Annotated in this window: 12 protein-coding genes; 7 read left to right on the top strand and 5 right to left on the bottom strand. The window is 74.8% G+C overall.

From position 1 onward, the window contains the following. Window positions 1-62: 62 nt before the first annotated feature. Both LY71_RS05075 and LY71_RS05080 read right to left on the bottom strand, forming a co-directional pair. On the bottom strand, window positions 63-1,724 hold the full coding sequence (locus tag LY71_RS05075; RefSeq protein ID WP_211297144.1) for a glycoside hydrolase family 13 protein: 1,662 nt from the start codon (window positions 1,722-1,724) through the stop codon (window positions 63-65). 179 nt (window positions 1,725-1,903) lie between these two features. Further along, complete coding sequence (locus LY71_RS05080; protein ID WP_106275835.1) at window positions 1,904-2,200, bottom strand: hypothetical protein; 297 nt, start codon at window positions 2,198-2,200, stop codon at window positions 1,904-1,906. Window positions 2,201-2,310: 110 nt separating this feature from the next. Between LY71_RS05080 and LY71_RS05085 the strand changes: the two genes are divergently transcribed. After that, window positions 2,311-2,703, top strand: coding sequence for an ester cyclase (locus tag LY71_RS05085; RefSeq protein ID WP_106275836.1), 393 nt, complete (start codon window positions 2,311-2,313; stop codon window positions 2,701-2,703). Window positions 2,704-2,727: 24 nt separating this feature from the next. Here the strand turns inward: LY71_RS05085 and LY71_RS05090 are convergent, their stop codons facing one another. Beyond that, entirely contained in the window at window positions 2,728-3,063 is a 336-nt protein-coding gene (locus LY71_RS05090) for a YnfA family protein (RefSeq protein WP_106275837.1), read from the bottom strand. 55 nt (window positions 3,064-3,118) lie between these two features. Beyond that, window positions 3,119-5,233: a glycogen debranching protein GlgX gene (gene glgX, locus LY71_RS05095; RefSeq protein ID WP_106275838.1), complete on the bottom strand. Its 2,115-nt coding sequence runs from the start codon at window positions 5,231-5,233 to the stop codon at window positions 3,119-3,121. Between the two features lie 224 nt (window positions 5,234-5,457). Between glgX and LY71_RS05100 the strand changes: the two genes are divergently transcribed. The 4 genes from LY71_RS05100 to nthA all read left to right on the top strand — a co-directional run bounded on the left by LY71_RS05100 (window position 5,458) and on the right by nthA (window position 8,930). Further along, window positions 5,458-7,587, top strand: coding sequence for a S8 family serine peptidase (locus tag LY71_RS05100; RefSeq protein WP_106275839.1), 2,130 nt, complete (start codon window positions 5,458-5,460; stop codon window positions 7,585-7,587). A gap of 194 nt (window positions 7,588-7,781) precedes the next feature. Further along, window positions 7,782-8,072: an SH3-like domain-containing protein gene (locus LY71_RS24395; RefSeq protein WP_106275840.1), complete on the top strand. Its 291-nt coding sequence runs from the start codon at window positions 7,782-7,784 to the stop codon at window positions 8,070-8,072. Beyond that, entirely contained in the window at window positions 8,065-8,343 is a 279-nt protein-coding gene (locus LY71_RS24400; RefSeq protein ID WP_211297145.1) for an SH3-like domain-containing protein, read from the top strand. The genes LY71_RS24395 and LY71_RS24400 overlap by 8 nt, the downstream gene beginning before the upstream one ends. Beyond that, window positions 8,340-8,930, top strand: a complete 591-nt coding sequence (nthA, locus tag LY71_RS05115; RefSeq protein WP_106275841.1) for a nitrile hydratase subunit alpha — start codon at window positions 8,340-8,342, stop codon at window positions 8,928-8,930. The genes LY71_RS24400 and nthA overlap by 4 nt, the downstream gene beginning before the upstream one ends. 392 nt (window positions 8,931-9,322) lie before the next feature. Here nthA and LY71_RS05120 read toward each other — a convergent pair whose 3' ends face one another. After that, window positions 9,323-10,624: an FAD-dependent oxidoreductase gene (locus LY71_RS05120; protein WP_106275842.1), complete on the bottom strand. Its 1,302-nt coding sequence runs from the start codon at window positions 10,622-10,624 to the stop codon at window positions 9,323-9,325. Window positions 10,625-10,733: 109 nt separating this feature from the next. On the opposite strand from LY71_RS05120, the gene LY71_RS05125 reads away from it, so the two are divergent. Then, window positions 10,734-13,439, top strand: coding sequence for a helix-turn-helix transcriptional regulator (locus LY71_RS05125; RefSeq protein ID WP_106275843.1), 2,706 nt, complete (start codon window positions 10,734-10,736; stop codon window positions 13,437-13,439). Window positions 13,440-13,598: 159 nt separating this feature from the next. Beyond that, the gene (locus LY71_RS05130) at window positions 13,599-14,321 is read left to right on the top strand and encodes a DUF4097 family beta strand repeat-containing protein (RefSeq protein ID WP_170121222.1); all 723 of its coding nucleotides are present in this window, start codon (window positions 13,599-13,601) and stop codon (window positions 14,319-14,321) included. The last annotated feature ends 44 nt before the right edge of the window (window positions 14,322-14,365 follow it).

Raw genomic sequence — 14,365 nt, forward strand, 5'->3', positions numbered from 1 at the left:
CTGACCCTCCTGCAGGGTCCCGCCGCGAGCGTGCGAGCGGTGGGGGGCAGGAGGGTCCTTCTTCAGACCTGCCGCAGCCAGACGGTGGTGTCCGGCGGCAGCTGCCCGCCGGTCAGCGGACCGCTGGCGAGCAGCACCTCGCCCTCGGGCAGCTCGACGGGCGCGTCGCCGAAGTTGGTGACGCTCTCCCACCCGGTCGGGCGGCGCAGGTGCAGCAGGTGCGTGCGGGCGACCGGGCCGGCGTCGACCCACTGCAGCGACTCGTCGGCCTGCAGCTCCCGGCGCAGCGCCAGCGCCGACCGGTAGAGCTCCAGCGTCGAGCCCTCCACGCCGTCCTGCGCCTCGGCCGACAGGGCGCCGAACGACGCCGGCTGCGGCAGCCACGCGCCGCCGTCCCCGAAGCCGAACGAGCTGCCCTCGCGGGTCCACGGCAGCGGCACCCGGCAGCCGTCGCGGCCCTTCTGCGCGTGCCCGGTGCGCTCCCAGATCGGGTCCTGCAGCGCCTCGGCCGGCAGGTCGGCGACCTCGGGCAGGCCGAGCTCCTCGCCCTGGTAGAGGTAGGCCGAGCCGGGCAGCGCCAGCATCAGCAGCGTGGCCGCGCGGGCGCGGCGCAGGCCCTGCTCGGCGTCCGGCGCCGGGGTGGCGCCGTCGGCGAGCAGCCACGCGTCGAGGTCGGCGCCGGAGGGGAGCGCGTAGCGCGAGGCGTGCCGGACGACGTCGTGGTTGGACAGCACCCAGGTGGCCGAGGCGCCGGCGACCGCGGCCGCCGACAGCGCGGCGTCGATCTCCACGCGGAACTGCTCGGCCGACCACGGCTGCACCAGCAGCTCGAAGTTGAAGGCCTGGCCGAGCTCGTCGGGACGGGCGTAGAGCACCCGGCGGCTGGTGGTCACCCACGCCTCCGCGACGGCCGACCGCGGCGGGTCGTAGGTGTCGAGCACCTTGCGCCACTCGCGGAAGATCTCGTGCACCTCCTCGCGGTCGAACAGCGGGTGGCTGCCGTCGAGGGGCAGCTGGGTCATGGCGTCGGGGTGCACGCCGCCGTAGTCGCGCAGCGGCTCGGAGAGGTCCTTGGCCAGCGCGTGCGCGACGTCGACCCGGAAGCCGTCGACGCCCCGGTCGGACCAGAACCGCAGGGTGGCGAGGAAGTCCTCGCGCACCTCCTGGTTGTCCCAGTTGAAGTCGGGCTGCTCGCGGGCGAACAGGTGCAGGTACCACTGGCCGTCGGGCACGCGGGTCCAGGCCGGGCCGCCGAAGTGGCTCATCCAGTCCGAGGGCGGCCGGCTGCCGTCGGGACCCCGGCCGTCGCGGAAGACGTAGCGGTCGCGGGCGGGGGAGCCCGGCTCGGCGGCGAGCGCCTCCCGGAACCAGGCGTGCCGGTCGGAGCTGTGGTTGGGGACGATGTCGACGACGACCTTCATCCCGAGCTCGTGCGCCTTCGCGATCATCGCGTCGGCGTCGTCGAGAGTGCCCAGCCGCGGGTCGACGTCGCGGTAGTCGTCGACGTCGTAGCCGCCGTCGGCCAGCGCCGAGGGGTAGAACGGGCTCAGCCAGACGGCGTCCACGCCGAGCTGCTTCAGGTAGGGCAGCCGCGAGGTCACGCCGGGCAGGTCGCCGAGGCCGTCGCCGTTCGCGTCGGCGAAGCTGCGCGGGTAGACCTGGTAGACGACGGCCTGGCGCCACCAGTCCGCGGCGGCGCTCCGGTTCGGGGCAGGGGTGTTCACGGGCACGGGTCTCCTGGGGAGTGGTCTCGAGAGGGTGCGGCGTCGGCGCGCCGGGCCCGGGGTGCCTGCGCTGGGTGGTCCCGGGCTCCTGCGGTCTCGGGGCAGCGGCGGTGCTGCGCGCGCGAGGGCCGTCTCCACTGTAGGGACCCGGACGCGCGTGCCGCGCGCGACATCCCCCGTCAGGGGCGGGGGTCGGTGCGGGTCCAGCCGCGGTCGTCGCGGCGGGCGCCCATGCCGGCGCGGCAGCGCCGGCAGACGTCGGCCACCTCCTCGGCGTGCCGGCCCGACTCCGGCTGGACGTCGGCCCAGCTGACGTGCGGGAAGCGGGCGAGGCGGGAGCGGGACAGCGACAGCCCGCAGACCGTCTCGTTGCGCCCGCGCTCCCACGCGTGCACCTCGCCGGAGGGGTAGCGGACGCCGTCGTCGGGGTCGACCCACTGACCGCCGGCCGCCACGGCCGCGTTGCGCAGTGCCATGGGGTCCCGGTACCCACGGACCGGGTCTTCAGCGGGCTCCTCGGTGGACGAGGGCCAGGACGGGAGGAACGCATGGACACCTCGGGTCCCTCGGGCGCGGTTCCGGACCGGTGACGAGCGTCGAGGGCAACAAGCGGCTGGTCGCCCGGGCTATCGCCGAGGTGCTCAACGGCGGCGACCTCGACGCCGTCGACGAGCTGTACGCACCGGGGATCGCCGCTGCTGCGCGGGAGTGGGTGGCCCCGTTCCGGGAGGCGTTCCCCGACGTGCGGATGGAGACCGTCGCCCTGGTCGGCGAGGGTGACACCGTCGTGGGCCACTTCCGCTGCTCGGGCACCCACACGGGGCCGTGGAGGGGCCGCCCGCCGACCGGTCGAGCGTTCCGCGACGTGCGCGAGGTCTACTGGTTCACCCTCCGCGACGGCCGCATCGTCGACTGGTGGGGGCTGGAGGACGACGACGACCGACGGCGGCAGCTGGGCCGGCGGCCGGGATCGTCCTGACCGGTCCTCGGGTGTCCCGGGCGGCTACGCCGAGCGTGGCGCGTACATGATCACGGCGACGCCGGCGAGGCAGACCAGCGCGCCGACGACGTCGTAGCGGTCGGGCCGGAACCCGTCGGCGACCACGCCCCACGCCAGGCTGCCGGCGACGAAGACGCCGCCGTAGGCGGCGAGGATGCGCCCGAAGTTCGCGTCGGGCTGCAGGGTCGCGACGAACCCGTAGGCGCCCAGTGCCACCACGCCCAGGCCGATCCACAGCCAGCCCCGGTGCTCCCGGACGCCCTGCCAGATCAACCAGGCGCCGCCGATCTCGGCGACCGCGGCCACGGCGAACAGCACGACGGAGCGCAGCACGGTCATGCGCGGCAGCCTGCCAGCGGCACGCGCGGGTAAGTCGACCGCGGTGCCCTGCCGGTCAGTCCAGTGGGCGGCGCAGCAGCACCAGTCGGCGGTCACCGAGGTGCAGTGTCGGACCGCCGACCGGACCGGCCGCCTCGCCTCGCGCTGATCCGGTGTCCACCTCGACCGACCACTCACCCGGGGGCAGGGTGACGTCCACCGGGTCGGTGCCGGCGTTGATCGCGATGAGCAGGTCGTCGTCGCGGACCCGCTCCCCGCGGGGCCCCGGCTCGCTGATCCCGTCGCCGGCGAGGAACACCGCGAGGGCCCGCGCCCACGGGGTGTCCCAGTCCGGGCCGGTCATCGGTGTGCCGTCGGGCCGGAGCCAGGCCAGGTCGGCGTCGTCGCTGTCGAGGACGGGCCGGCCCTGGAAGAAGCGGCGGCGGCGCAGCGCGGGGTGCGTGCGGCGCAGCGCCACGAGGCGGCGGGTGAAGGCGAGCAGGTCGCCGTCGACGTCCTCCCAGTCGAACCAGGAGATCGCGTTGTCCTGGCAGTAGGCGTTGTTGTTGCCGCCCTGGGTGCGGCCGATCTCGTCGCCGCCGAGCAGCATCGGTACGCCCTGGGAGAAGAGCAGCGTGGCGAGCAGGTTGCGCACCTGCCGGGCCCGCAGGGCCAGCACGTCGGGGTCGTCGGTCGGGCCCTCGACACCGTGGTTGTCCGACCGGTTGTCGTCGGTGCCGTCGTCCGCACCGTTCGCCTCGTTGTGCTTGCGCTGGTAGCTGACCAGGTCCCGCAGGGTGAACCCGTCGTGCGCGGTGACGAAGTTGACCGACGCGGTCGGCCGCCGCCGGCGGGCCTGGTACAGGTCGGACGAGCCGGACAGGCGCCTGGCGACGTCGCCGAGCCCGGCGGTCCGCCCGCGCCACAGGTCCCGGACCGTGTTGCGGTAGTGGTCGTTCCACTCGCTCCACAGGTCGGGGAAGGCCCCCACCTGGTTGTCCCTGGTGTCCCACGGCTCGGCGATCAGCTTGACCTGGCTGATCACCGGGTCCTGCTGCACGAGGTCGAAGAAGACCGCCGCCGGGGTCGGGTCCTGGCCGGCCTCGCGGGCCAGCGTGGTCGCCAGGTCGAAGCGGAACCCGTCGACGTGCATCTCCAGCACCCAGTAGCGCAGCGAGTCCATGACCAGCTGCAGCGGTGCCGAGTGCGTGACGTTGAGCGAGTTCCCGGTGCCGGTGGTGTCGAAGTAGTAGCGCCCCTCGTGCAGGCGGTAGTAGGCGGCGTTGTCGAAGCCCCGCAGCGACAGCGTGGGGCCGAGGTGGTTGCCCTCGGCGGTGTGGTTGTAGACCACGTCCAGGACCACCTCGAGGCCGGCGCGGTGCAGCGCAGCGACCATCTGCTTGAACTCCGTCACCTGGGCTCCGGTGTCGCCGCCGGCGGCGTACCCGCCGTGGGGGGCCAGGAAGCCGAGGCTGTTGTACCCCCAGTACTGGCGCAGCCCGCGGTCGAGCAGGTGGCCGTCGTGGACGAACTGGTGCACCGGGAGCAGCTCGACCGCGGTCACGCCCAGCGAGGTCAGGTGCTCGATCACTGCCCGGTGAGCGAGGCCGGCGTAGGTGCCGCGCAGCTCCTCGGGGACCTCGGGGTGCCGCTGCGTGAGGCCCTTGACGTGGACCTCGTAGACGACGGTGTCGGCGTACGGGGTCCGCGGGGCGGTGTCCTCGCCCCAGTCGAACGCCGGGTCGACGACGAGGCCGCGCGGCGCGTAGGGGGCGCTGTCCTCGTCGTCGCGGACGTCGGGCTGGTCGGCCTGGCCGCCGTTCAGCGCCGGGTGCCAGCGCACCTCGCCGGTGATCGCCTTCGCGTAGGGGTCGACGAGCAGCTTGGCCGGGTTGCAGCGGTGGCCGCGGGCCGGGTCGAACGGCCCGGTGACGCGGTACCCGTAGCGCTGCCCCGGGCCGACGCCGGGGAGGTAGGCGTGCCAGATGTCGGCGTCGACCTCGGTGAGCTCGATGCGTTCCTCGGTGCCCGCGTCGTCGAACAGGCAGAGGTGGACCGCGTCGGCGACCTCGCTGAAGACGGCGAAGTTGGTGCCGCCTGCGTCGGGTGTGGCACCCAGCGGCCGGGCAGCTCCCGGCCAGACGCGGGCCTCCGGCGGGACCGGCCGGTCCTCGTCCTCGAGTGGGTGCACGTCCGCCTCCGTCTCGTCGGGGGACGGTCACCGTGGCAGGAGCCCGTCACCGCCACGTCACGCGCGCCCCGGCCGAGTGGGGCTCCCGCGCCTCCTGGCCACCGACCGGTCCGAACGCGACAGGACCGAAGGGCCTCCCGGGTGACGACGTGGTGACGGCGCCGTGATGCCGCGTCCCGACGATCCCCGCGACAGGTGAACGGACCAGTTCGGGAGGATCGACCATGGCGAGTGACGGGACCCGCGGCGGAGCGCGCGCGGACGGGCAGCGGTCGTACTGGGCCGCCGGCGAGCGGGTGGAGCTCACCCCGTCGTCGGCCTTGGTCGCCGTCCGCGAGGCACCGGGCGAGGAGCGGGGGACGGCGGCCGTCGCCGAGCGGATGGCCGGGGTGGCGGGGGCCGAGCGGGTGATCACGCTCCCGGACCGGGGTCTCGTCCTCGTCCGCGCCGACGGCGGCGCGGCCACCGCCACCCGCTCGACCGAGGGGATCCTCGAGGCCGTCGAGCACGACGAGCACGTCGCCGGCGGGCCCACCGTGTTCGAGACGGCCAGTGCTCCCGGCGTCTACCTCGTGCCCGACGGCGAGGTGATCGTGAAGTTCCGCCAGGGCGCGGACGACGGTGCGGTGCAGTCCGTCCTGGCGCGCCACGGCGCTGCCGTCGTGCGGACCGACCACCCCGAGCCCGGCGCACTCCTCGTCCAGGTGGACGACGACTCGACCGTCGACGCGGCCAACGCCCTGCACGACGAGGAACTGGTCGAGTACGCGGAGCCCAACTTCGTCCAGATCACCCGGCCGCCCGGCCCCGCCGTCCAGGTCCTCGACAGCGTGCCCGCCCCGGCGCGCCCGGTCGACGACATGAGCGCGCTGGTGCGCACGGACGGCGGCACCCGGGACGGCGGGCTCGCCGACCCCGGGTTCGCCTCCCAGTGGGGCCTGACCAAGATCCGCGCTCCCGAGGCGTGGGGGATCTCGACGGGCAGCAGCGCGATCAGCGTCGCGGTGATCGACGAGGGCAACGACGTCACCCACGAGGACATCTCCTACCGCCTGCCCGGCTTCGACGCCTACGACGGCGACAACGACCCGACCCCTGCCGGCAGCGACGCCCACGGGACGGCGTGTGCCGGGATCGTGTCGATGCGGAAGGGCAACGGAAAGGGCGGTGTCGGCGTAGCGCCGAGTTCTCCCGTGCTCCCCGTGCGCATCGCCAAGGGCATCGGGGGTGGCAACTGGGACACCGACAACGCCAAGGTCGCCAACGGCATCCGGACCGCGGTGGACCGTGGGGCGGACGTCCTGTCCAACAGCTACCGCCTCGCTCCCAGCACCGCGGTGACCAACGCCCTGCAGTACGCGGCCACCAACGGCCGGGGCGGCCTCGGCTGCGTCATGGCGGCGGCCACCGGCAACGACGACGTGTCCGGCGTCGACTTCCCGGCCCGGCTGTCGCCGTCGATCAGGGGGCTGCTGGCCGTCGGCGCCTCCAACGAGTGGGACCAGCGCAAGAGCAAGACCAGCCTCGACGGCGAGAACTGGTGGGGCTCCAACTGGGGACCGGAGGTCGACCTCGTCGCCCCCGGCGTGCACGTCTACACGACCGACATCACCGGCGCGGCCGGCTACAGCGGCGGCAACTACGTGACCGACTTCAACGGCACGTCGTCCGCCACCCCCCACGTCGCCGGGGTCGCCGCGCTGGTCCTCTCGGTCGACCCCCAACTGCGCGGCTGGGAGGTCGAGGACATCCTCAAGCTGACCGCCCGCGACCTCGGCACGCCCGGCCGCGACCAGTTCACCGGCTTCGGCCGCGTCGACGCCCGCGCCGCTCTCGAGGCGGCCAGCCGGCTCTGGTGCGAGGTCACCGCGAGGGTGGAGTTCATCTCCGGCAAGGCCTTCATGCGGGTCGACGCCCGCCTCTTCAACCCGGGGATCAACACCGTGCGGGTCGACTCGTTCACCCTGAGGTCCCTCACGGCCGACGGGACCAGCGAGGTCGACCGGTTCGAGTACCGGCCCACCACCGGTGACATCCTGCTGCCGCGCAGCGGCCAGGAGGTGAGGTTCAACCAGCTGCTGCTCAGGGCCAACGGGACGCCGCAGGCGTGGTCCTACCGGTGGGCCGCGAGCTGGACCTACACGTTCTGGCGGCCCACGGGCCCCGGCTTCCCGCTCAACGCCGGCACCGCGAGCCTCGACGCGGCCATGGCCGGAACACGCGGTCAGGGCGAGGGAGGGTCGGGGGACGGGTCCAGCGGCTCCGCGCCGGCCGCCCAGGACGGCGTCGCCACGGCCGACGGTGAGGCCGTCCGCCAGACCGGCAGGCGCACGATCACCATCACGATCGACTGATCCCGACCGGGGCTCCCGGCCCTGTCCCCGTCACGGGCGCCCGCTGCCAGGGTGCCCGTGCCGGGGACAGGGCGCCCGCGCTGCGGGGGAGGCACAGGGCGATCACCGACACCGGCCGGCCGGGACCCGTCCGCGACAAGGCACTGACGGCACGGTCGATGCGCACCGCTGCCTCGACCCGGTAGGAAGGGCGGGTGAGCCGCATCAACGACGTCGGTGGGATGGCCGGGTTCCCGGCCATCGCCGAGGAGCCCGACGAGCCGCCGTTCCACGCCGACTGGGAGGCCCACGTCTTCGCCCTCAACGGCGCGCTGATCAAGCGGGGCGTCTACAACCTCGACGAGTTCCGCGACGCGATCGAGCGGATGCCGCCGGAGGAGTACCTCGCCGCCTCCTACTACGAGCGCTGGTTCACCGCGATCACCACGCTGCTGGCGGAGAAGGGCGTGGCCCTGCCCCACGAGCTGGAGGTCCCGCGTGGGTGACCTGGCTCCCGGGATGCGGGTGCGGACGCGCACCGCCGACCCCGACGGCCACACCCGCCTGCCCCGGTACGCCCGCGGCGCCGTGGGCGTGCTGGTGGAGCAGGCCGGCGTCCACCCGCTGGCCGACGACCGGGCCCGGGGCCGCGCCGGCACGCCCCAGCCGGTGTGGCACGTGCGGTTCGCGGCCGCCGACCTGTTCGGCTCCGGCGACCACACGGTCACCGTGGAGCTGTGGGCCGACTACCTGACCCCGATCGAGGAGCCCGCATGAGCGCCGACCACACCAGCTCCGTCATCTCCGCCCGGGTGCGCCACGTGGAGGCGCTGCTGGAGAGCCGGGGCCTGCTCGACGAGGGCGAGATCGACGGGCGGATCGACGAGTTCCTGGCCGGTGGGACGCCGGCCAACGGTGCCCGGATCACCGCCCGCGCGTGGGTCGACCCGGGGTTCCGCGAGCGGCTGCTCGCCGACGCGAACGCCGCGATCCGCGAGGTGGGCCTGTCGATGGCCGGCGGCCTGCAGGAGCAGCGGCTGAAGGTCGTCGCCAACACCGCCGACGAGCACAACGTCGTCGTCTGCACCCTGTGCTCCTGCTACCCGATCGCCCTGCTGGGTCCCTCGCCCGGCTGGTACAAGAGCGAGGCCTACCGCTCGCGGGTGGTGCGCGACCCCCGCGGCGTGCTGCGCGAGTTCGGGCTCGAGCTGCCCGAGCGGACGCGGATCTCGGTGTGGGACGCCAGTGCGGAGTCGCGGTACATGGTGGTGCCGCGCCGACCCGAGGGCACCGAGGGGTTGTCCGAGGAGCAGCTCGCGGCCCTCGTCACCCGCAAGGGCCTCATCGGGACCGCCGCGGTCTGACAGCGGACCGTCGACCTCGGCGCCCGCCCGGGAGGTCCGATGGGTCGACTGACCTGCGGTGGTGCGTGGAGCAGCCGTCGTCGAGTCGACGTCCTGGTCTCTCCCCGACTTGCTCGAGGGAGCACGACGGACGGATCCGCCACCCGAGCCGTTGCTCGCCCAGGGATCGCCACGCTGGGACATCGGCAGTCCGGTGTGGAGCGGGCTGCGTCGCAACCCCGTGATCGTTCCTCCGCGTGATCCGGGAACGGTCCATCTGCAGGTCGGCGAGGAGGGACGGGCCGTCGGTCACCGGCCGACGACTGCGGTCGGGCACCGACCACCTGTGACGGCCCCGGGGACGGCACCCCTCCAGCGGGCGCCCGCAGCCGGGCCGTCGGCCGGGTCCGCGGTCACCACCACAGCGGCCCCCAGCGACGTGCATCCGCCTGCACCCGGGACCACGGGACGTCGTCGCTCTTGGCGCGCCCGATGGGGTTGATGCCCCAGCGCATCGTCACGTTGGCCCGCAGGGTGTGCAGCCGGTTCTCGAAGAGCATCTTCTCGCTGATCCAGGAGATGGCGTCCAGCTCCGGCTTCCACGCAGCGGTGTAGCGCTGCGCTGCCCCCGAGAGGGCGCCGACGCCGGATCCGGCCGCGCCGATGCACCGGTCCAGTTCCACGGCTGCCTCCATCGCGGCGTTGACGCCCTGACCGATGGGTGGGAAGGGTCCGGCGGCGTCACCCAGCAGCAGGGCCCGCCCGCCGTCCAGGCGGGAGCACGTGAGCTTCTGGCCGATGTGGTAGCAGGTCCGGTCGGCGAACGCGGTGACCGCCGCGTCACTGGCGAGGTCGAGCACGCGAGGACAGTGCTGCTGCAGGTAGGCCCGGGCCGCGGCGGCCGAGGAGAACGAGAGCGGCCGGCGGGTGCCGATCCCGCAGAACCAGCGCGGACCATCGGACTCCTCGTCGCCGGGGATGGCACCGGCGACGCAGAACGGCCGGGTCGCCAGGGCCTGGAGGTAGGTCTCGTCGAGCTGGTCGACGAGCCGGTCGAGCGCGATCATCGTGAGGTAGTTGGGCAGCGACTTCCTCGCCACGGTGAACCCGGGGACGTGCCGCTGCAGGGCCTCGCGGACCACGGAACCGGCTCCGTCCGCGCCCACGACCAGGTCGAACTGCCGGGTCACCGGGTCCCCGCCCGGAGGCGTGTACGACACGGCACCACTCAGCACGTCGACCGCGCTGACCCGGCAGCCGTACTCCACGTGGACGGCGTCCTTGTGACGGTCGCTGATCACCGCGGCGAGCGCCCGGAGGATGTCGCCGCGCGCGCCGGTCCATCCCGGGCCCGGCCAGTCCTCCACCACCCGCCCCGCGTACTGGATGCCCCGGAACGGGAGCAGTCGGGCGTCGAAGTGCCCGATGGCGTCGATGTGCCGCAGGGCCCGCAGTCCGTGCCCGGTGATGTCGATGGTGTACGAGCGGTCCGGGTTGAACCGCGGGGCCAGCTCGGGGTGCGCGTCGCGCTCGAAGACCGTCGTGGCGATCCCCCGTCGGGCGAGCGCGATCGCCGCCACCAGCCCCGCGGGGCCACCTCCGACGATGGCGATGCCGCCCGGCTCGCCGGGCCGCCGGCTCGAGGGCTCCTCGGCGGTGTGGTTCGACGCGGTCTGGTTCGACGCGGTCTGGTTCGACGCGGTGTGGTTCGACATGGCCGTCTCCCGTCGTCGGCGTAGGACGTGTGCCGATGGCCAGGCTCGCGGGCACGGAACGGTGATCGCATCGATGACCTCCCCAGTCCCGCGGGACTAGCCTGACGGGGTGCTGCTCGGCCGCGAGCCGGAGCGCATCCGCCTCGACGGCGTGTTCGCGGATGCGCGGGCGTCGCGCAGCCAGGTGCTGGTGGTCCGTGGGGAGGCCGGGGCCGGGAAGTCCGCGCTGCTCTCGTGGGCGGCGCAGCGAGCGGGGCCCGCCCGCTGCCTGCGGGCCACGGGCGTCGAGTCCGAGTTCGAGCTCGCGTTCGCGCTGCTGCAGCAGCTGCTCGCCCCGGTGGTGGACCGGCTCGACGCGCTGCCCCCCGTGCAGGCCGACGCGCTCCGCGGGGCGCTCGGTCTCGGGCCGGGGCGCGGCAGCGACAGGTTCCTCGTCGGGATCGGCGTGCTCTCGCTGTTGGCCGAGGTCGCGGCGGACTCCGGGGCGGTCTGCCTGGTGGACGACGCGCAGTGGGCGGATTCCGCGTCGCTGGCGGCGCTGGTCTTCGCGGCTCGGCGGCTGGAGGCCGAAGGCGTGGCGCTGGTCGTCGCCACCAGGTCAGCAGGCGAGGACGCTCTCGCCGCCGCGGGGTTGCCGGAGCTCGCACTCGGTGGCCTGGACCCGGAGGCGGCGTCGGCGCTGGTCGCCCAGCGGGTGCCGACGGCGGCCGCGGACGTCCGCCGCAAGCTGGTCGAGGGATCCGGCGGCAACCCGTTGGCGCTCGTCGAGCTGCCCGCGGTGCTGACCGCGGCGCAACTGGCCGGACTGGAGCCGTTGCCGGATCCGCTCCCCGTCGGGGCCGGCGTCGAGCGGCTGTTCGCGGCGCTGGCGGCGCAGCTGCCGGAGCCCACCCGCCGGCTCCTGGTCCTCACGGCCGCCGACGACACCGGGCGGCTGGGCGTCATCGGCCGTGCAGCGGCGGCGGAGGGCCTCGACCTGGCCGCGCTCGGCCCCGCGGAGGCCACCGGCCTCGTCCGGATCGCCGGCGGCCGGGCGGAGTTCCGTCATCCGCTGGCGCGGTCGGCGGTGTACCAGGACGCCGGCTTCGCCGACCGCCGGGCGGCGCACCACCGCCTGGCGGCGGTCCTCGACGGTGCCGAGGACGTCGACCGCCGGGCATGGCACCTCGCGGCCGGGGCGGTGCCCCCGGACGACGCCGTCGCCGATCTCCTCGAGGCGTCGGCCGCCCGGGCGCGCACCCGGTCCGGCCCCGCGTCCGCCGCCGCGGCCCTGTCCTGGGCCGCGACGCTCACCGGGCCCCCGGAGCGCCGGGGCCGCCGGCTCGTGGCGGCTGCCGAGGCGAGCTGGGCCGCCGGTCACCCGGCCCGCGCCGCGCAGCTGCTGGACGAGGCCGAACCCCTGCTCCGGGCGCCGGAGCAGCGCGCGGCCCTGCAGGGTCTGCGCGGTCTCATCGAGCTGAGTGGCGGGTCGCCGGACACCGCCTATCCGCTGCTCGTCGCCGCGGCGCTGGACGCTCCGGACCGGTCCACCGCGGTGGCGGGTCTCGCGCTCGCCGGCGAGGCCGCCTCGCTCGCCGGCGGCGAGCGGGCCGTCGAGCTCGGCCGCCTGGTCCGGCAGGTGGTGCCCGGGGACGCCGGGGTCGACGGGCCGGTCGTCGACCTGCTGACCGGGGTGGCCGAACTCACGGCGGGGAACTGGGCGGACGGCGCGACCCGCCTGCGCAGGGTCCTGAGCTCCGCCCGATGGACCGAGGAGCCCCTGGCGTTGTTGCGTGCGGGCCAGGCGGCCCTCCTCCTCGGTGACGAGGTGGCCGCGCGGCGGTGCTACCTCAGGGCGGAGGCGGTCCTCCGCCGCACGGGCGGCGTCGGGCTGCTCGCCACGACCCTCAACCGGCTGGCCTTCTCCTACGCCCAGTCGGGGCTGCTCGCCGACGCCGAGGAGAGGTGCCAGGAGGGAGAGGAGCTCGCCCGTGAGCTCGGCCAGCAGACGGCCACCGGCGACGTCGTGCTGGCCCTCGTCGCCGCCTGGCGTGGGGACGAGGGGACCTGCCGGCGGCACGCCGAAGGCGCCGCGGAGCAGGCCGAGGCGCGCCGGCTGGGCGCCGTCCGGGCCGGCGCGGCGTGGGCGCTCGCCCTGCTCGACCTCGGGCTCGGCCGGCCGGACCAGGCGCTCGCGAGGCTGGCACCCGTGGTGACCGGGCGGGGACTGAGCCATCCGGCCGTGGCGCTCTGGGCCACCCCCGACCTGGTCGAGGCCGCGGCACGGGCCGGCCGCCCCGAGGACGCACGCGCCGCGCTGCAGCGGTTCGGGGACTGGGCCCGGCGGGCGGGGACGCCCTGGGGGATCGCGCTCGCCCGCAGGGGCGCCGCACAGCTCTCCGGAGGGGACCTGGGCTCCTTCGAGGAAGCGCTGGACCAGCACGCGGCGGCCGCCCGCCCGCTCGACGAGGCGCGCACCCGGCTGGCCTACGGCGAGTCGCTCCGGCGGCAGCGCCGCCGGGTGGACGCGCGGTCGGCGCTACGGGCTGCAGCGGAGGCCTTCGACCGGGCGGGCGCGGTGCCGTGGGCGGACCGGGCGCGCGCCGAACTGCGGGCCACGGGGGAGACCTTCGGCCGGCGGCAGGCCACGGAGTGGGACCGGCTCACCCCCCAGGAACTGCAGATCACCCGGCTGGCAGCGGGCGGTGCGTCGAACCCCGAGATCGCCACGCAGCTGTTCCTGTCCCGGAAGACCGTGGAGTACCACCTGCACAAGGTCTTCACCAAGCTCGGCGTCGGCGGCCGGGCCGAGCTGGCTCGGCTGGCGGAGAACTAGGGACCTCCCGGATTCCACCGCGAGCACGGACGGTCAACCTCGTCGCCGTCCCGGCTGTCCGACGAGGTGAGCACCATGACCACCACGACCGACCGACCGTCCACCGCATCTCGCACCCGTTCCCCCACCCGCCTGCGGAGTGTCCGCCTCCTGGCGGCCGTGGCCCTGCTGGCGCTCCTCGTGCTGTGGCTGGTCGCGCGGTTCGGACCCACGTCCAGCGAGCAGCGCTCCTTCACGATGGGCCCCGGCACCACCCGGTTGACGGTCGAGGTCGGCACCGGTTCGGTGCGGCTCACCCCGACCGGTGGGTCGCAGATCCAGGTCCAGCGAACCGTCCGTTCCGGGTGGTGGGACCCGCGGATCGAGGAGCGCACGGACGGCTCCCACGCGGTGATCGAGGCATCGTGCCCGGGCCTCCTCGTCGGCAGGTGCGAGGTCCGCTACGACATCGCCGTCCCGGCCGGCCACGACGTCGAGCTGGCGGCCAGTACCGGCGACCTCGACGTCCGCGGGATCGAGGCACGGTCGCTGAGGACCACCGTGTCCACCGGCCGCACCACCCTCGTCGACGTCGACGCGCCGCTGCAGATCCGGGCCAGCACCGGCGACGTCGGTGCGTCCGGGCTGCGCAGCGACCAGGTCACCGCAGACGTGTCGACGGGCAGCGTCGAGCTGGACTTCGCCACCGCACCGACAGACGTCACCGTGTCGGCCAGCAGCGGGAACGTGACGGTCGAGCTGCCCCAGGCCGGGGACCCGTACCGGGTGCAGGTGGGCACCAGCTCCGGCGACGGGCGCATCGACGTCCCCACCGACCCCCGCTCGCCGCGGTCGGTCGCGGTGACCGTGAACAGCGGGGACGTCGCCGTCCGGCCGCGCTGAGCGCGGGCCCGAGGGGGAGACCACCGGAGCGGACGACGGGAGGC

Origin of the sequence: Geodermatophilus tzadiensis, from assembly GCF_003002915.1 — a bacterium.
Classification (GTDB): Bacteria; Actinomycetota; Actinomycetes; order Mycobacteriales; family Geodermatophilaceae; genus Geodermatophilus; species Geodermatophilus tzadiensis.

What these genes read in the sequence shown, in the direction of transcription:
- LY71_RS05080 (WP_106275835.1), bottom strand. Translation starts at nt 2,200, where the DNA reads ATGGCACTGCGCAACGCGGCCGTGGCGGCCGGCGGTCAGTGGGTCGAC.
- LY71_RS05090 (WP_106275837.1), bottom strand. Translation starts at nt 3,063, where the DNA reads ATGACCGTGCTGCGCTCCGTCGTGCTGTTCGCCGTGGCCGCGGTCGCC.
- LY71_RS05100 (WP_106275839.1), top strand. Translation starts at nt 5,458, where the DNA reads ATGGCGAGTGACGGGACCCGCGGCGGAGCGCGCGCGGACGGGCAGCGG.
- nthA (WP_106275841.1), top strand. Translation starts at nt 8,340, where the DNA reads ATGAGCGCCGACCACACCAGCTCCGTCATCTCCGCCCGGGTGCGCCAC.
- LY71_RS05120 (WP_106275842.1), bottom strand. Translation starts at nt 10,624, where the DNA reads ATGTCGAACCACACCGCGTCGAACCAGACCGCGTCGAACCAGACCGCG.